We start from the raw sequence: 16,522 nt of genomic DNA on the forward strand, positions 1-16,522 counted from the left end.
GGCCGCGCTGATCAGTACCGACCCCGGCCCAGCCGTGAGGTCGGCATCGGCGCGGCGTCCCCTCCTGTGCGAGGGGTTTTTTCATTTCCGCAGGCAGAGACGATCGATGGAGCTTTGAGGATCATGAGCGAGACGAACCCCGCTGCCACCGCCGCCACGTCGGCGGAGGCCGCGCCGCACCGCTACACGGCCGCCATGGCAGCCGAGATCGAGGCACGCTGGCAGGACTTCTGGGACGCCGACGGCACCTATGCGGCGCCGAACCCCACGGGTGATCTCGCGGGCGACGCCGAGCTGGCGGCCAAGCCCAAGAAGTTCATCATGGACATGTTCCCGTACCCCTCGGGCGCGGGCCTGCACGTCGGCCACCCGCTGGGCTACATCGCCACCGACGTCTACGCCCGGTTCCAGCGCATGACCGGCCACAACGTCCTGCACACCCTGGGCTTCGACGCCTTCGGCCTGCCCGCCGAGCAGTACGCCGTGCAGACCGGCACGCACCCGCGCGTGTCCACCGAGGCCAACATCGAGAACATGAAGGCCCAGCTGCGCCGGCTGGGCCTGGGCCACGACAAGCGCCGGTCGTTCGCCACGATCGACCCGGAGTACTACAAGTGGACCCAATGGATCTTCCTGCAGATCTTCAACTCCTGGTACGACGAGGAAGCGCGCAAGGCCCGCCCGATCTCCGAGCTGATCGCCCAGTTCGAGTCCGGTGAACGCGCCGTCGCGGGCACCACGCGCGCGTGGAGCGAGCTGAGCGCCCGCGAACGCGCCGAAGTCCTGGGCGAGTACCGCCTGGCCTACGCCTCCGACGCGCCCGTCAACTGGTGCCCCGGCCTGGGCACCGTACTGGCCAACGAGGAGGTCACCGCCGACGGCCGTTCCGAGCGCGGCAACTACCCCGTCTTCAAGGCCAAGCTGCGCCAGTGGAACATGCGCATCACCGCCTACGCCGACCGGCTGCTGGAGGACCTGGAGGAGCTGGACTGGCCCGAGGCCATCAAGCTGCAGCAGCGCAACTGGATCGGCCGCAGCGAGGGCGCCCGCATCGACTTCCCGATCGACGGCGAGCGCATCACGGTCTTCACCACCCGCCCCGACACGTTGTTCGGCGCCACCTACATGGTGCTGGCGCCCGAACACCCGCTGGTCGAGAAGTTCACCCCCGAGGCATGGCCCGAGGGCACGCACGAGGTGTGGACCGGCGGCCACGCCACCCCCGCCGAGGCCGTCGCCGCCTACCGCGCGCAGGCCGCCTCGAAGTCCGACGTCGAGCGGCAGGCCGAGGCCAAGGACAAGACCGGCGTCTTCACCGGCGCGTTCGCGACCAACCCGGTCAGCGGCGAGCGGGTCCCGGTCTTCATCGCCGACTACGTCCTGATGGGCTACGGCACCGGCGCGATCATGGCCGTCCCGGGCCACGACAGCCGCGACTTCGCCTTCGCGCGCGCCTTCGAGCTGCCCATCCGCTGCGTGGTCGAGCCGACCGACGGCCGCGGCACCGACCCGTCCGCCTGGGACGACGCCTTCGTCTCCTACGACGCGAAGATCGTCAACTCCGACAGCGACGACCTCAGCCTGAACGGCCTGGGAGTCGCCGACGCCAAGGCGCGCATCACCGAGTGGCTGGCCGGCAAGGGCATCGGCGAGGGCACCGTCAACTTCCGGCTGCGCGACTGGCTGTTCAGCCGCCAGCGGTACTGGGGCGAGCCCTTCCCGATCGTCTACGACGAGGACGGCGTCGCCCACGCGCTGCCCGAGTCGATGCTGCCGCTGGAGCTGCCCGAGGTCGAGGACTACAGCCCGCGCACCTTCGACCCGGACGACTCCGACACCCAGCCGGAAACCCCGCTGTCGCGCAACGAGGACTGGGTCAACGTCACCCTGGACCTGGGCGACGGCCCCAAGAAGTACCGCCGCGAGACCAACACCATGCCCAACTGGGCCGGTTCCTGCTGGTACGAGTTCCGCTACCTGGACCCGCACAACGACCGCTCGCTGGTCGACCCGGAGATCGAGCGGTACTGGATGGGCCCGCGCGAGGGCCTGCCGCACGGAGGTGTCGACCTGTACGTCGGCGGCGCCGAGCACGCCGTGCTGCACCTGCTGTACGCGCGCTTCTGGTCCAAGGTCCTGTTCGACCTGGGCTATGTCTCCTCCTCGGAGCCGTTCCACAAGCTGTTCAACCAGGGCATGATCCAGGCCTACGTCTACCGCGACAGCCGGGGCATCGCGGTGCCGGCCGCCGAGGTGGAGGAGCGCGACGGCGCGTACTACTACCAGGGCGAGCAGGTCAGCCGCCTGCTGGGCAAGATGGGCAAGTCCCTGAAGAACGCGGTGACCCCGGACGAGATCGCCGCCGAGTACGGCGCCGACACGCTGCGCCTGTACGAGATGGCCATGGGCCCGCTGGACGTCTCCCGCCCGTGGGACACGCGCGCGGTGGTCGGCCAGTTCCGGCTGCTGCAGCGGCTGTGGCGCAACATCGTCGACGAGAGCACCGGCGAGGTCACCGTCACCGACGCCGAGCCCGACGAGGAGACCCTGCGGGCCCTGCACAAGGCCATCGACGGCGTGCGCCAGGACCTGGAGGGCCTGCGCTTCAACACCGCCATCGCCAAGGTCACCGAGCTGAACAACCACCTGACCAAGACCGGTGGCGCGGTGCCGCGGTCCGTGGCCGAGCCGCTGGTGCTGATGGTCGCCCCGCTGGCCCCGCACATCGCCGAGGAACTGTGGCGCAGGCTGGGCCACACCGGCTCCGTCGTCCACCGGGACTTCCCGGTCGCCGACCCGGCCTACGTCGTCGACGAGACCGTGACCTGCGTCGTGCAGATCAAGGGCAAGGTCAAGGCCCGGCTGGAGGTGCCGCCCGCCATCTCCGAGGAGGAGCTGGAGAAGGTCGCGCTGGCCGACGAGAAGGTGATCGCGGCGCTGGGCGGCGCGGGCATCCGCAAGGTGATCGTGCGGGCGCCGAAGCTGGTCAACATCGTTCCCGCGTAGATCGCGTCGACTCCGCGCGCAGCCGCGCCGCGTCGATGACGCGCGGAGGAGACGGGGCGCCTGCGCGGGTTCGGGGTGGTCCCCTACGGGCAGGTTCGGGGTTCGGACGGAACTCCGGGCCTGCCCGCTGCGTTTACCGTGGAGAAGCGCAGCGGGCCGTACCGCACCGACCGGAGGAGGAGCGCCATGGACGTAGTGCTCACCGTGTTCGCCCTGCTCTTCCTGGTCTTCGCCGGGATGGGCGCCTACGCCACGGTCAAGGCCGTCCGCGCCACCAAGCGCGGCGTGGACCGGACCATCGCGCAGGCCCGCCGCACGGTCGAGGACCACACCCTGCGCGCCAAGTCCGTCGCCCAGCCCGGGCCGGCCGGCGAGATCGCCCGGCTGCGGCTCACGCTGCGCACCTCGATGCGCGCCACGCAGGACGCGCTGCACGCGGGCGTTGCCGAGGACGAGTCGCTGAAGGAGTCCCTCGGCCTCTTCGAACGGCTCAGCGCGCACGGGCACGAGCTGGACGCCGACCTCAAGCGCCTGGAGACCGAGCCGGACCGGGCCGCGCTCGCCGCGCGCCTGCCCGAACTCCGCGCCCGCACCGAGCGCATCACCCGGTCCGCGGACTCCCTGCGCTGGGCCGTACGCGACCGGGCCCAACGCTTTTCCGACGACGACCTGGACACCCTCAGCGCCCAGATCCACATCGAGGCGGACGCCCTGCGCCACTGGACGAGAACCGAGCCCGGCCCGGCCTCCTCCCGCTGGACCGACGCGCCCGCCGCCGACCCGGCCACGGGAGGGACGCGGACCGAGGCGGCCGGGGCCCAGGCCACCGCGGGACCCGGTCCCGACGCGATCGCCTCACGCTCCTGGCGTCCCACCGTCCCGTGGCAGAAGAAGCCCCGCCCCGAGAGCACCACATGAGCGGACCGCTTCCCGGGCACACGACAGGGGCGGGGCTGCCGAGCGAGCGCTACGCCAGGTAACCTCCAGCTCATGTCCCGCCATGTCGCGATCGTTACCGATTCAACGGCCTACCTGCCGCCCCGGGCGATGGAGCGTCACGGCATCACCGCGGTCCCGCTGACCGTGGTCCTCGGCGACCAGGCGCTCGAAGAGGGCACCGAGATCTCCACCCGCTCCCTGGCCCAGGCGCTGCAGAAGCGGCGCTCCGTCACCACCTCCCGCCCCAGCCCTCAGGTGTTCGCCGAGACCTACCGCAAGGTCGCCGAGTCCGGTGTCAGCGGCATCGTCTCCCTGCACCTGTCCGCCGAGCTGTCCGGCACCTACGACGCGGCGGTCCTCGCGGCGCGCGAGGCACCGGTGCCCGTGCGGGTGGTGGACACCGGAATGGTCGCGATGGCGCTCGGCTTCTGCGCGCTCACCGCGGCCGAGACCGCGGAGGCGGGCGGCACGATGGACGAGGCCGTCACGGCCGCCGAGAAGCGGGCCGCCGACACATCCGCCGTCTTCTACGTCGACACCCTCGACTATCTGCGCCGCGGTGGCCGCATCGGCGCCGCGCAGAAGCTGCTGGGTTCCGCGCTCGCCGTCAAGCCCCTGCTCCAGCTCGGCGACGGCCGTATCGAGCCGCTGGAAAAGGTGCGTACGGCGTCCAAGGCGATCGCGCGCCTGGAAGAACTCACGGCGGAGCGGGCGGGCAACGCGGAGGTCGACATCGCCGTCCACCATCTCGCCGCCGCCGACCGGGCCGCCGCACTCGCCGACCGGCTGCGGGCACGCGTCCCGGGCCTGGCCGACCTGCATGTCAGCGAGGTGGGAGCGGTGATCGGGGCGCACACCGGGCCCGGTCTGCTGGGGGCGGTCGTTTCGCCCCGCTGAGGCCGGGGCGGGCCTGTCGGCCTCTCGGTTTCACTCGTGCGGGTGGCGGAGTTATCCACAACCGGGCGGCCATGCACGGGAATTCACCAAGATCATCACGATCGGGCGGCGTGCTCCATCCTCGTCGCATGGCACTTCGATCCCGTTCCCGCATCGCGACCCCGACCAGCGGCCCCGGCCGTGGCCCGGCTTCCGACGGCCGCGTCCGTCACCGCCGCTCCACCGAACACCGCCGCTCCACCGAATACCGCCGCTCCACCGAACACCGCCGCTCCACCGAACACCGCCGGGCCCGTGGTCGCCCGTCCGCGCCGGCGGAGGAGCTGCGCCGCCGAGCGGAACTGCTCTTCGGCGAACGAGCGGTGCAGTGGCGGGAGTCCGGGAACGCGCCGCCGGGGCCGGACGGCTCGGGGAGTACGCCGGTTCCGGCGGGACGGAGGAGGCGGCTGTCGCCGCGGACGGCGAGGACGGCGAGGACGGTCACCACGGCGGTGCCGGAGCCGGTCCCGGCGCGCTCACCGGCCGGCTCGGCCTTGCCGTCCGCGCGGTCGGACGCTGTGCCGGAGGCCGGAAAAGCCGATGTCGCGCAGCCGCAGACCGGTGTCGCGCAGTCGACGGAACCGGAGGAGCCGGAAGAAGCGCGGGCGCTCGCGGCCGCGGGCTGGCGGGAGCGTGCCGGGCTGGCGCTGCGGGAGCGGATGCCGGTGTGGCTCCAGGCGCGGTACGGCGTGGAGCGGCGAGCCGTCGTGGCGCTCGCCGCGGTCCTCGTGGTCGCGGCCGTCTTCGCCGTGCAGCACTTCTGGTCGGGCCGGACCCAGTCCGTGAGCGCCCCGCGAGTGGTCCGTCCTCAGGCGCCGTTCGCCAAGAAGGACGAGGACACGGCGACCGGAGCGGCCGGCGTCGCCGCGGCGACTCCCCGTGCGGAGATCGTCGTGGACGTCAGCGGCAAGGTCCGCGCACCCGGGATCCGGCGGCTGCCCGCCGGTGCCCGGGTGGCCGACGCCTTGCGAGCCGCGGGCGGGGTCCGGCCGGGCGTGAGCACGGAGGGGCTCAACCGCGCCCGTTTCCTGGTCGACGGCGAGCAGGTCGTCGTCGGCACCTCCGCCGGAGCCGTCCCTCCAGCCGGGCCGGCGGCCGGACGGCTCTCCGGCGCCACCGGCACGGCCCCGGCCGCGCCGGTCTCCCTCAACACCGCCACCGCGGAACAGCTCGACACCCTGCCCGGGGTCGGTCCGGTGCTGGCCCGGCACATCATCGACTACCGCACCCAGCACGGCGGTTTCCGCTCGGTGGACGAACTGCGCGAGGTCGACGGCATCGGCGACAGCCGGTTCACCGACCTGCGCGACCTGGTACGGCCATGAACCGCGCGCTCGCCGCGGCCGGCCCGCACGCCGGGCCCGGGCAGAGCACGGCCGCGCAGGCCGACCGGAACGGCCCCCTGGACCTGCGCCTGGTGCCGCCCGCGGTCGCGGCCTGGGGCACGGCGGCCCTGACCCTGGAAACGCCGGTGGCCTGGACCGCCGGAACGGTCGTCGTCTGCCTGCTCGGCGGTGTCCTGCTGCTGTCGGTGCGGCGACCGGGACGGCCCGGACGGATCAGGCGGGCCGGTGGAGCGCGGGGCCGGTTCCGCTGGGCGCGGGCCACCGTCGCCGCGGCGCTGCTCTGTTCCGCTGCGGCGGCCTTCTCCGCCGGGCTGCACGGAGCCGATGTCCGGCGTGGGCCGGTGCCCGAGCTGGCCCGGCGGTCCGCGGCCGTCACCGCCGAGGTCGAGATGACCGGTGACCCCTGGCTGAGCGGGCCACGGGTGCGCGGCGACCACATGGCACCGGTGGCGGTGCTGGCGCGGGCCGACATCCGGAGCGTGGAGGCGTCCGACGGGCAGCGGGCGCGGACCCGGACGCCCGTGCTGCTGATCGTCGACGCGGAGGTCCCGCCGGCGGAAGAAGCGGAGGCCCCGGCACCGGCGGCAAGGGACGGGGGAAACCGGCGTCCCGGCCCGCCTGCCGGAGCCGAACGGCACGGGCCGGGCGGACGGTCCGCCTGGCTCGGGCTGCTGCCCTCCACGCGGCTCCGGGTCGGCGGGCGGCTGGCACCCGCGCTCACGGGCGGCGACCGGACGGCGGCCGTGCTCCGGGTGCGCGGCCGGCCGGTGCCCCGGGTGGTGGCGGGGCCGAGCGGACCGCAACGGCTCGCCGGGCGGCTCAGAGCCGGCTTGCGGGAGGCGACCGAGGACCTGCCGGGGGACGCGCGGGCGCTGCTTCCCGGGCTGGTCGTCGGAGACACCTCGCGGATCACTCCCGAGCTGGACCACGCCTTCGAGCAGACCGACCTGGCACACACGCTCGCCGTCTCCGGCAGCAACCTCACCGTCCTGCTGGTGCTGCTCATCGGACCGCCGGGCCTGGCCCAGCGCGCCGAACGCCGTGGCCTGGCGCCGCGCCTGGGGCTGTCGCTGCGGGTGACGGCCCTGCTCGCGGGGGCGCTGACACTGGGCTTCGTGATCGTCTGCCGGCCCGACCCAAGCGTTCTGCGGGCCGCGGCCTGCGGCGCGGTCGCGCTGCTGGCCCTGGCCACCGGGCGTCGCAGATCCCTGATCCCGGCGCTGGCCACGGCCGTACTCCTGCTGGTGCTGTACGACCCGTGGCTGGCCCGTAGTTACGGCTTCCTGCTGTCGGTGCTGGCCACCGGTGCGCTGCTGGTGCTGGCGCCGGGCTGGAGCGAGGCGTTGCGGCGGCGCCGGGTGCCTCCGCGGCTCGCCGAGGCGCTGGCGGTGGCCGCCGCGGCGCAGGTCGTGTGCGCGCCGGTCGTGGCGGTGCTGTCGGCGTCGGTGAGCCTGGTGGGGGTGCCGTGCAATCTGCTGGCCGAGGTGGCGGTGGCACCGGCCACGGTACTGGGGTTCGCGGCGCTCGCGACGGCGCCGGTGATGATGCCGGTGGCCAAGGTGCTGGCGTGGTGCGCGAGTTGGCCGGCCGGATGGATCGCCGGGATCGCCCGGGCGGGGGCGGCGCTGCCCGGTGCGGGCGTGGAGTGGCCGGGCGGCTGGCCGGGCGCCCTGGCGCTCGCGACGGTCACCGTGGCCGTCGTCCTCGCCGGCCGGCGACTGCTGCGGCATCCCGTGTGGTGCGGCCTGCTCGGTGTGCTCCTCGTGCTGGCCGTGACCCGGCCGGCACCGCTGACCCGGGTGATCACGGGCTGGCCGCCGCCGGGCTGGCGGTTCGCGATGTGCGACGTCGGGCAGGGCGACGCGACGGTGCTGGCGGCGGGCGAGGGAGCCGGGGTGGTCGTGGACGCCGGACCCGATCCGGCGCTGGCGGACCGCTGTCTGCGCCGGCTGGGCATCACCCGCGTCCCCCTCCTGATCCTGACCCACTTCCACGCCGACCACGTGGCGGGCCTGCCCGGAGTCCTGCGGGGCCGTTCCGTGGCCGCGATCCAGACCACCGGGTTCGCGGAGCCGGCGGACCAGGCCGAGTTCGTGCGAAGGGAGGCGGCCGAACGGCACATCCCGGTCGTGACGGCCGCCGCCGGAGAGGAACGGCGCGTCGGACCGCTCACCTGGCGGGTCCTGTGGCCCCCGGCCCAGAGCGCGCGCATGCCCCCGGGATCACGAGCGCCCGCCTCCGCGCCCGGCCCGGCCTTCCTGCCGGAAGGGCCGAACGACGCCAGCGTCGCGCTGCTCGCGCGCACGGGCGGGCTGCGGCTGCTGCTGCTCGGCGACCTCGAACCCCCGGCCCAGCAGGCCCTGCTGCGCTCCCCGGCGGCGGCCGACCTGGCCGGGGTGGACGCCCTGAAGGTGGCCCACCACGGCTCGGCCTACCAGGACCCCCGATTGCTGCGCCTCGCCGCGCCCCGGGTGGCACTCGTCTCCGCCGGCGCCGGCAACCCCTACGGCCACCCGGCACCGGCGACCGTGGCCGCGCTGCGCACCGGCGGAACGACGGTCCTGCGCACCGACCGGGACGGGGCGCTCGCGCTCACCGGGCCAGGAGGGAGGGACGGGGAGCTGCGGGTGGCGAGCGAGCGCTGAGGGGCCTCCTCACGGGGTGAGCCGCGTGCGGGCTGTGTGAAGGCCTGACCTGAACGGCCAATTCCCCTCAGTCCCGGCGCATGCAGCGGATTGCTGTGATGTGGGCTCGTGTTGCCTCGAAAGCCGCATCAGTGATCGAATGAACCTTCGGCAATGGATCATGTCGGGGGGTACAGGGGTGTCGTGGATGTTCGGCCGTTGGTGGGGTAACCGGAGAAACCGCGTGCAACGGACGAATCCCCTGGCGGGGGTGCGGATGCCGCCGCGTGCCGGAGTGCTCAGCTGCCGGGTGGTCGACCCGGTCAACGAGCCGGTGCCGGGCGCGGAGCTGGCGGTCAGCGACTCCGTGGGCCGCCGGGTGGTGACCGGGGGCACGGACCCCTATGGCCTGTTCCTGACCATGGTGCCGGCGGGGGAGTACCGGCTCGCGGTGGCGGCCGAGGGCTACGCGCCGTACCGGGCCACCGCGCTGGTCGCGGAGAACTCCCTCGCCTCGCTGGGCGATGTGACGCTTCAGGTGGCCCAGCCGCCGGAGCCGCCGGCGCCGGGCGACTGGAACATCGAGCCCGCGCACTCCTCCATCGGCTTCACCGCACGGCACATCGGACTGGCCCGCATCCACGGGCGGTTCAGCTCCTTCGCCGGGGTGGTGCGGATCGCCGAGCGGATGGAACAGTCGATGATGCACGTCGTGATCGACGCGTCCTCCATCGACACCGGGGTCCGGATGCGCGACGACCACTTGAGGTCCGGGGACTTCCTGGACGTGCGGCGGTTCCCGACGCTGGAGTTCTACAGCGACCGGTTCGTGCACAAGGGCGGCAACCGGTGGGCGGTCACCGGCGCGCTGTCGCTGCACGGCGTGACCCGCACGGTCACGCTCGACACCGAGTACCTCGGGCTCGGCAACGGCATGGAGGGCGAGACCCGGGCGGCCTGCCGGGCCACCACCGAGCTGCACCGGGACGACTTCACGGTCAGCTGGCAGTCGATGCTGGCCCGGGGCATCGCGGCGATCGGGCCGAGCATCCGCGTCGACCTCGACGTGCAGATCGTCCCGAAGAGCTGACCGCGCGGAGCACACCGCCGCGAAGCCGGCCGGGTGGACGGGAGGCGAGAGGCGAGAGGCACAGCCCGGTGTCGGACCGCGCGTGCCGCTGATCCCGGCCTACGGTCCCGGCCCGTGGTTGCCGGCTGACCCCGGCCTACGGTCCCGGCCCGTGGCTGCCGGCTGACTCCGCCCCATGGCCCCGGCCCGTGGCTGCCGGCTGACCGCAGCCGAGGTACAGCGGCTGACCTCGGCCTATGCGCACCGGCCGGCTCCGCTCCGGCGGACCCAGGGCGCCACCGGCCCGGTCCCGAGGCCCGCGCGGGGTGCCGGAGAATGGGCCCGTGAGCGATGTGAGACACGTGCTGGTGCTGCCCGACCGCGATGCCGCCGAGGAGGCGGCCGAGGTGCTCGGGGAACGGTTCGGGATCGACGAGGAGCCGCGGCTCGTCCGGGACGCGCTGGCCGGCGAGGACGATGCCGAGGACGCCCAGTGGCTGGTGGTCCTGCGGGACGCGCACGACCGGCTCGACCCCGCCGAGCTGGACGCGTTCGCGGGGGAATGGGACGGCTGGCGCGAGGAGCCGTGACCCCGAGCCGCCCTCGGGGTCCGCTCCGGGACCGGTCAGGGTGGCGGGGCCGGTTGGCTGTCGGTGCCGCGTGGGATGCTGTAAGCGATGGCCAGGAAGACTGCGAATGACGACCCTCTCGCCCCGGTGACCCTTGCCGTGGGCCAGGAGGACCTCCTGCTCGACCGTGCCGTGCGGGAGGTGGTGGCCGCCGCCAGGGCCGCCGACGCCGACACGGACGTACGTGACCTGACCCCGGACCAGCTGCAGCCCGGCACGCTCGCCGAGCTGACCAGCCCGTCGCTCTTCGCGGAGCGCAAGGTCGTGGTCGTACGCAACGCGCAGGACCTGTCCGCCGACACGGTCAAGGACGTGAAGGCGTACCTCGGTTCGCCCGCCGAGGAGATCACGCTCGTGCTGCTGCACGCCGGCGGCGCCAAGGGCAAGGGGCTGCTGGACGCGGCGCGCAAGGCGGGCGCGCGGGAGGTGGCCTGCCCGAAGATGACCAAGCCGGCGGACCGGCTGGCCTTCGTGCGAGGAGAGTTCCGCTCCCTCGGGCGGTCGGCCACACCCGAGGCGTGCCAGGCGCTCTGCGACGCCATCGGGAGCGATCTGCGGGAGCTGGCCTCGGCGGTCTCGCAGTTGGTCGCCGACGTGGAAGGGACGATCGACGAGGCGATCGTCGGGCGGTACTACACCGGCCGCGCCGAGGCCTCCAGCTTCACGGTCGCCGACCGGGCCGTGGAGGGGCGTACGGCGGAGGCGCTGGAGGCCCTGAGGTGGTCGCTGGCGACGGGCGTGGCGCCGGTGCTGATCACCAGCGCGCTGGCACAGGGCGTGCGGGCGATCGGCAAGCTGTCCTCGGCCCGGGGCGGCCGGCCGGCCGACCTGGCGCGTGAGCTGGGCATGCCGCCGTGGAAGATCGACCGGGTGCGCCAGCAGATGCGCGGCTGGACGCCGGACGGGGTCGCGGTGGCACTCAGAGCCGTCGCGGAGGCCGACGCGGGAGTGAAGGGCGGCGGCGACGACCCCGGGTACGCCTTGGAGAAGGCGGTCGTGACGATCGCCCGGGCCGCCCGCTCCAGAGGCCGGGCCTGACCGGACGGCCTGCCCGCCCACCGAAGAGCCACACCACGGGGAGGCCCGGCTCCGCTCGCCGAAGAGCCGGGTACCGGATGTCGGCCCCGGCCCGTCCTGCCCGTCGAAACGCCGGCGCCGGCAACCGCCTCCCCGGGGCGCCGGGAACACGCGCGCATGCCAAAAACCCCGGCATCCGCCTTGGGGAAGGCGACGTACCGGGGTCATCGGATCACGCTTCTGGATCCACGCCCGCGTGGCGAACGCAGGCCGCGCGTGGATCCGGGGGTGCCGGCCGGGAGCGGATGAGAGAGGGCCCGCTCTGGGTCCTTCCGGCGGTCAGATCAGAAAGGAGGTTCAGCCCTTGAGGGACGTGACCTTGGAAGCAAGCGCCGACTTCTTGTTGGCGGCCTGGTTCTTGTGGATGACGCCCTTCGAGACGGCCTTGTCGAGAGCACGCGCGGCAACGCGCTGCAGCTCGGTGGCCTTCTCGACGTCACCCGCGGCAGCGGCCTCGCGAGCCTTGCGGATCGCGGTCTTCAGGGAGGACTTGACGGCCTTGTTGCGCAGCCGGGCCTTCTCGTTGGTCTTGATCCGCTTGATCTGGGACTTGATGTTCGCCACGAAGGAGCCTTTTCAGGTTCAGGCCCGGGGCCGCGAGGGTCCCGTGCCGGTGATCCAAACTTGTCTGTCGCGCCTCGCGCTGAGAGGACATGAGGCGCAGCCATCTACAGTACCAGTGGCCCTCCGGACGGCCCAAAACGGCCCCCGGTCCCTGCCCGTGGGACCATGGAGACTACGTAACGATCCGACCCGAGGCATAAGGCGCCTCAAGAGACAGGACCCTGCGTGCCCGCGACCCCTAACCATGTGCCCGAGCCGAGCCGTACCGCCCCGGCTCTGATCCGCAACTTCTGCATCATCGCGCACATCGACCACGGCAAGTCCACGCTCGCCGACCGGATGCTCCAGCTGACCGGTGTGGTCGAGCAGCGGCAGATGCGTGCTCAGTACCTCGACCGGATGGACATCGAGCGCGAGCGCGGCATCACGATCAAGTCCCAGGCGGTGCGTCTGCCCTGGGCCCCGACCGAGGGCCCCGACCAGGGCACGACCCACATCCTCAACATGATCGACACCCCGGGGCACGTCGACTTCACCTACGAGGTCTCGCGGTCGCTGGCCGCCTGCGAGGGGACCATCCTCCTGGTCGACGCCGCCCAGGGCATCGAGGCGCAGACCCTCGCCAACCTCTACCTGGCGATGGAGAACGACCTCACGATCATCCCGGTGCTGAACAAGATCGACCTTCCGGCGGCGCAGCCGGAGAAGTTCGCCGAGGAGCTGGCGAACCTGGTCGGCTGCGAACCGGACGACGTGCTCAAGGTCTCGGCGAAGACCGGTCTCGGCGTGGACGCGCTGCTGAACAAGGTCGTCAAGGAGATCCCGGCGCCGGTCGGTGTCGCCGACGCGCCCGCCCGCGCGATGATCTTCGACTCGGTCTACGACTCCTACCGCGGTGTCGTGACGTACGTCCGTGTCATCGACGGCCAGCTCAACAGGCGCGAGCGCATCAAGATGATGTCGACCGGCGCCACCCACGAGCTGCTGGAGATCGGCGTCAGCTCGCCGGAGATGCTGCCGGCCGACGGCCTCGGCGTCGGTGAGGTGGGGTATCTCATCACCGGTGTGAAGGACGTCCGCCAGTCCAAGGTCGGTGACACCGTCACCCGGCAGAACAAGGGCGCCACCGAGGCGCTCGGCGGTTACAAGGACCCGAAGCCGATGGTCTTCTCCGGTCTGTACCCGCTGGACGGCTCCGACTACCCGGAGCTGCGCGAGGCCCTGGACAAGCTCCAGCTCAACGACGCCGCGCTGGTCTACGAACCGGAGACCTCCGCCGCGCTCGGCTTCGGTTTCCGCGTCGGCTTCCTCGGCCTGCTGCACCTGGACGTGATCCGGGAGCGGCTGGAGCGCGAGTTCGGTCTCGACCTGATCGCCACCGCTCCCAACGTGGTCTACCGCGTGATCCTGGAGGACGGCAGCGAGGTCACCGTCACCAACCCGAGCGAGTTCCCCGAGGGCAAGATCGACGAGGTGTTCGAGCCGGTCGTGCGGGCGACGATCCTCGCGCCCACCGAGTTCATCGGCGCGATCATGGAGCTGTGCCAGACCCGGCGCGGCACGCTGCTGGGCATGGACTACCTCTCCGAGGACCGCGTCGAGATCCGCTACACGCTGCCGCTCGCGGAGATCGTCTTCGACTTCTTCGACCAGCTGAAGTCGAAGACGCGCGGTTACGCCTCGCTGGACTACGAGCCCACCGGCGAGCAGAGCAGCTCCCTGGTCAAGGTCGACATCCTGCTGCACGGCGACAAGGTGGACGCCTTCTCGGCGATCACCCACAAGGACCAGGCGTACGCGTACGGCGTGCGGCTCGTCGCCAAGCTCAAGGAGCTGATCCCGCGGCAGAACTTCGAGGTGCCGGTGCAGGCCGCCATCGGCTCCCGGGTCATCGCCCGCGAGACCATCCGCGCCATCCGCAAGGACGTCCTCGCCAAGTGCTACGGCGGTGACATCTCCCGTAAGCGGAAGCTGCTGGAGAAGCAGAAGGAAGGCAAGAAGCGGATGAAGATGGTGGGTTCCGTGGAGGTTCCGCAGGAAGCCTTCATCGCCGTCCTGTCCAGCGATGACGGTGCGGGGTCGGCCAAGGGCAAGAAGTGACCGCCGGTTACGGCTGGTGACGTCCGCAAAGCGGGCATGCGGGGGCCCGTCGTGCGAAAGCGCGGCGGGCCCCCGCGCGCGAGCGGCGCGGCCCCGCGTCGAAAAGTGTCGGGCCGATGCCCCTTACGCGGCGGGCGGTCGCCCCTTACCCTGATGCCTGCTCACTAGTTACTCGTGAGTTAAACAACGTCCGCACCCCCACCGTGAGTCAAGCCAGCCGCACCTAGTCAGCCGCACCGTCGCGGGCCCCGGAGGATGTCGTGAGCGACACACAGACCCTGATCGAGAACCGTCCGCCGTCCGTGGCGGCCCTCTTCCTGGAGCGCGTGGCGGCCACACCGGACGCCGAGGCCTACCGCCACCCCGTCCCGCCGGCCGCGGGCGAGGGTCCCGACGACTGGGCGTCGCTGAGCTGGGCGCAGGCGGCCGAGAGGGTGTACGCGATCGCGGCCGGGCTCATCGAGCTGGGCATCGAGCCCGAGCAGCGGGTGGCGCTCGCCTCCTCCACCCGCGTGGAGTGGATCCTCGCCGACCTCGGCATCATGTGCGCCGGCGGCGCCACCACGACCGTCTACCCGCAGACCAACGCCGACGAGTCCGCGTTCATCCTCTCCGACTCCGAGAGCCGCGTGCTGGTCGCCGAGGACGCGGCACAGCTCGCCAAGGCCGTGGAGAAGCGCCCCGAGCTGCCCGCGCTGACCAAGGTCGTGGTGATCGACCCGGCAGGCGTGCAGACCGGCGACTGGGTGATCAGCCTCGCCGAGCTGGAGGAGCGCGGCGCCGCCTACCTGGAGCAGCACCCGCAGCTGATCAAGGAGCGGGTCGGCGCGATCACCAGGGACCAGCTCGCCACCCTCATCTACACCTCCGGCACCACCGGCCGGCCCAAGGGCGTGCGCCTGCCGCACGACAACTGGGCGTACATGGCCAAGGCCATCGCCGCGACCGGCCTGGTCACCATCGACGACGTGCAGTACCTGTGGCTGCCGCTCGCGCACGTCTTCGGCAAGGTGCTGACCTCCGGCCAGATCGAGGTCGGGCACGTCACCGCCGTGGACGGCCGTGTCGACAAGATCATCGAGAACCTCCCGGTGGTGCGGCCCACGTACATGGCGGCCGTACCGCGCATCTTCGAGAAGGTCTACAACGGCGTGGCGGCCAAGGCCCGCGAGGGCGGCGCGGCCAAGTACAAGATCTTCCAGTGGGCCGCCGACGTGGCCCGCGAGTACGCCAAGACCACCCAGGACAACTTCCGCCGCACCGGCGTCGCCTCGGCCCCCTTCGGACTCGCCGCCAAGCACAAGGTCGCCGACACCCTCGTCTACGCCAAGCTCCGCGAGGCCTTCGGCGGCCGGCTGCGCGCCTGTGTCTCCGGCGCCTCCGCGCTCGCGCCCGAGATCGGCTACTTCTTCGCCGGCGCCGGCATCCACATCCTGGAGGGCTACGGCCTCACCGAGACCTCCGCCGCCTCCTTCGTCAACCCCGGCGAGGCCTACCGCACCGGCACCGTCGGCAAGCCGCTGCCCGGCACCGAGGTGCGCATCGCCGACGACGGCGAGATCCTGCTGCGCGGCCCCGGCATCATGCAGGGCTACCACCAGCAGCCCGAGAAGACCGCCGAGGTGCTGGAGTCCGACGGCTGGTTCCACACCGGCGACATCGGCGAGCTGTCGCCCGACGGCTACCTGCGCATCACCGACCGCAAGAAGGACCTCATCAAGACATCCGGCGGCAAGTACGTCGCCCCGGCCGAGGTCGAGGGCCAGTTCAAGGCGGTGTGCCCGTACGTGTCCAACATCCTCGTGCACGGCGCCGACCGGAACTACTGCACCGCCCTCATCGCCCTCGACGAACCCGCGATCCTCCAGTGGGCCAAGGAGAACGGCCTGGAGGGCAGGTCGTACGCCGAGATCGTCGCCGCGCCGCAGACGGTGGAGATGGTCGACGGATACGTGCGGCAGCTCAACGCCGGCCTCCAGCGCTGGCAGACCATCAAGAAGTTCCGGCTGCTGCCGCGCGACCTCGATGTGGAGCACGGCGAGATCACGCCGAGCCTGAAGCTGAAGCGGCCGGTGGTGGAGCGGACGTACAAGAACCTGATCGACGAGATGTACACCGGCACGCGGGAGGCATAGCCGCCGTCCGGCTCGTACGGCCGTCCGCGCGGGCGGTATCCGGACAGAGTCCGCGTCCCTTTTCCGCTCACCGGCGCTCGAAAGGTTCTGTCTTCCG

The 16,522-nt window shown here is 72.3% G+C and carries 11 protein-coding genes; 10 read left to right on the top strand and 1 reads right to left on the bottom strand.

The genetic code is table 11. The features are described 5' to 3' along the window. The first annotated feature begins 123 nt into the window (after positions 1-123). The 8 genes from leuS (at position 124) to holA (ending at position 11,587) form a co-directional block, all read left to right on the top strand. On the top strand, positions 124-3,006 hold the full coding sequence (gene leuS, locus SCK26_RS25200; RefSeq protein ID WP_318203592.1) for a leucine--tRNA ligase: 2,883 nt from the start codon (positions 124-126) through the stop codon (positions 3,004-3,006). A gap of 186 nt (positions 3,007-3,192) precedes the next feature. Then, the gene (locus SCK26_RS25205) at positions 3,193-3,924 is read left to right on the top strand and encodes a hypothetical protein (protein WP_318203593.1); all 732 of its coding nucleotides are present in this window, start codon (positions 3,193-3,195) and stop codon (positions 3,922-3,924) included. A 72-nt stretch (positions 3,925-3,996) separates the two neighbouring features. Beyond that, positions 3,997-4,842: a DegV family protein gene (locus tag SCK26_RS25210; RefSeq protein WP_318203594.1), complete on the top strand. Its 846-nt coding sequence runs from the start codon at positions 3,997-3,999 to the stop codon at positions 4,840-4,842. A gap of 128 nt (positions 4,843-4,970) precedes the next feature. Next, entirely contained in the window at positions 4,971-6,206 is a 1,236-nt protein-coding gene (locus SCK26_RS25215) for a ComEA family DNA-binding protein (protein ID WP_318203595.1), read from the top strand. Beyond that, a complete protein-coding gene (locus SCK26_RS25220; RefSeq protein WP_318203596.1) occupies positions 6,203-8,872 on the top strand; it encodes a ComEC/Rec2 family competence protein in 2,670 nt (889 codons plus the stop codon). The genes SCK26_RS25215 and SCK26_RS25220 overlap by 4 nt, the downstream gene beginning before the upstream one ends. Positions 8,873-9,059: 187 nt before the next feature. After that, positions 9,060-9,941: a YceI family protein gene (locus SCK26_RS25225; protein ID WP_318203597.1), complete on the top strand. Its 882-nt coding sequence runs from the start codon at positions 9,060-9,062 to the stop codon at positions 9,939-9,941. A 323-nt stretch (positions 9,942-10,264) separates the two neighbouring features. Then, positions 10,265-10,510, top strand: coding sequence for a hypothetical protein (locus SCK26_RS25230; protein ID WP_318203598.1), 246 nt, complete (start codon positions 10,265-10,267; stop codon positions 10,508-10,510). Positions 10,511-10,597: 87 nt separating this feature from the next. Next, positions 10,598-11,587: a DNA polymerase III subunit delta gene (gene holA, locus SCK26_RS25235; RefSeq protein WP_318203599.1), complete on the top strand. Its 990-nt coding sequence runs from the start codon at positions 10,598-10,600 to the stop codon at positions 11,585-11,587. A 336-nt stretch (positions 11,588-11,923) separates the two neighbouring features. Here holA and rpsT read toward each other — a convergent pair whose 3' ends face one another. Further along, positions 11,924-12,190: a 30S ribosomal protein S20 gene (gene rpsT / locus SCK26_RS25240; protein WP_145878540.1), complete on the bottom strand. Its 267-nt coding sequence runs from the start codon at positions 12,188-12,190 to the stop codon at positions 11,924-11,926. A 225-nt stretch (positions 12,191-12,415) separates the two neighbouring features. Here rpsT and lepA point away from each other — a divergent pair, with 225 nt between their 5' ends. After that, positions 12,416-14,290 (top strand): translation elongation factor 4, encoded by a 1,875-nt coding sequence (gene lepA / locus SCK26_RS25245; protein ID WP_318203600.1) that lies wholly within the window; start codon positions 12,416-12,418, stop codon positions 14,288-14,290. Positions 14,291-14,550: 260 nt separating this feature from the next. Next, a complete protein-coding gene (locus tag SCK26_RS25250; RefSeq protein WP_318203601.1) occupies positions 14,551-16,425 on the top strand; it encodes a long-chain fatty acid--CoA ligase in 1,875 nt (624 codons plus the stop codon). Positions 16,426-16,522: the final 97 nt, after the last annotated feature.

The sequence above is a fragment of the Streptomyces sp. SCL15-4 genome (assembly GCF_033366695.1).
In the GTDB taxonomy this organism is placed as follows: Bacteria; Actinomycetota; Actinomycetes; order Streptomycetales; family Streptomycetaceae; genus Streptomyces.

Bases quoted from the DNA above. Each gene is read 5' to 3' on its own strand.
- SCK26_RS25220 (WP_318203596.1), top strand. From the start codon at position 6,203: ATGAACCGCGCGCTCGCCGCGGCCGGCCCGCACGCCGGGCCCGGGCAG.
- SCK26_RS25225 (WP_318203597.1), top strand. From the start codon at position 9,060: ATGTTCGGCCGTTGGTGGGGTAACCGGAGAAACCGCGTGCAACGGACG.
- SCK26_RS25215 (WP_318203595.1), top strand. From the start codon at position 4,971: ATGGCACTTCGATCCCGTTCCCGCATCGCGACCCCGACCAGCGGCCCC.
- leuS (WP_318203592.1), top strand. From the start codon at position 124: ATGAGCGAGACGAACCCCGCTGCCACCGCCGCCACGTCGGCGGAGGCC.
- holA (WP_318203599.1), top strand. From the start codon at position 10,598: ATGGCCAGGAAGACTGCGAATGACGACCCTCTCGCCCCGGTGACCCTT.
- SCK26_RS25210 (WP_318203594.1), top strand. From the start codon at position 3,997: ATGTCCCGCCATGTCGCGATCGTTACCGATTCAACGGCCTACCTGCCG.
- SCK26_RS25205 (WP_318203593.1), top strand. From the start codon at position 3,193: ATGGACGTAGTGCTCACCGTGTTCGCCCTGCTCTTCCTGGTCTTCGCC.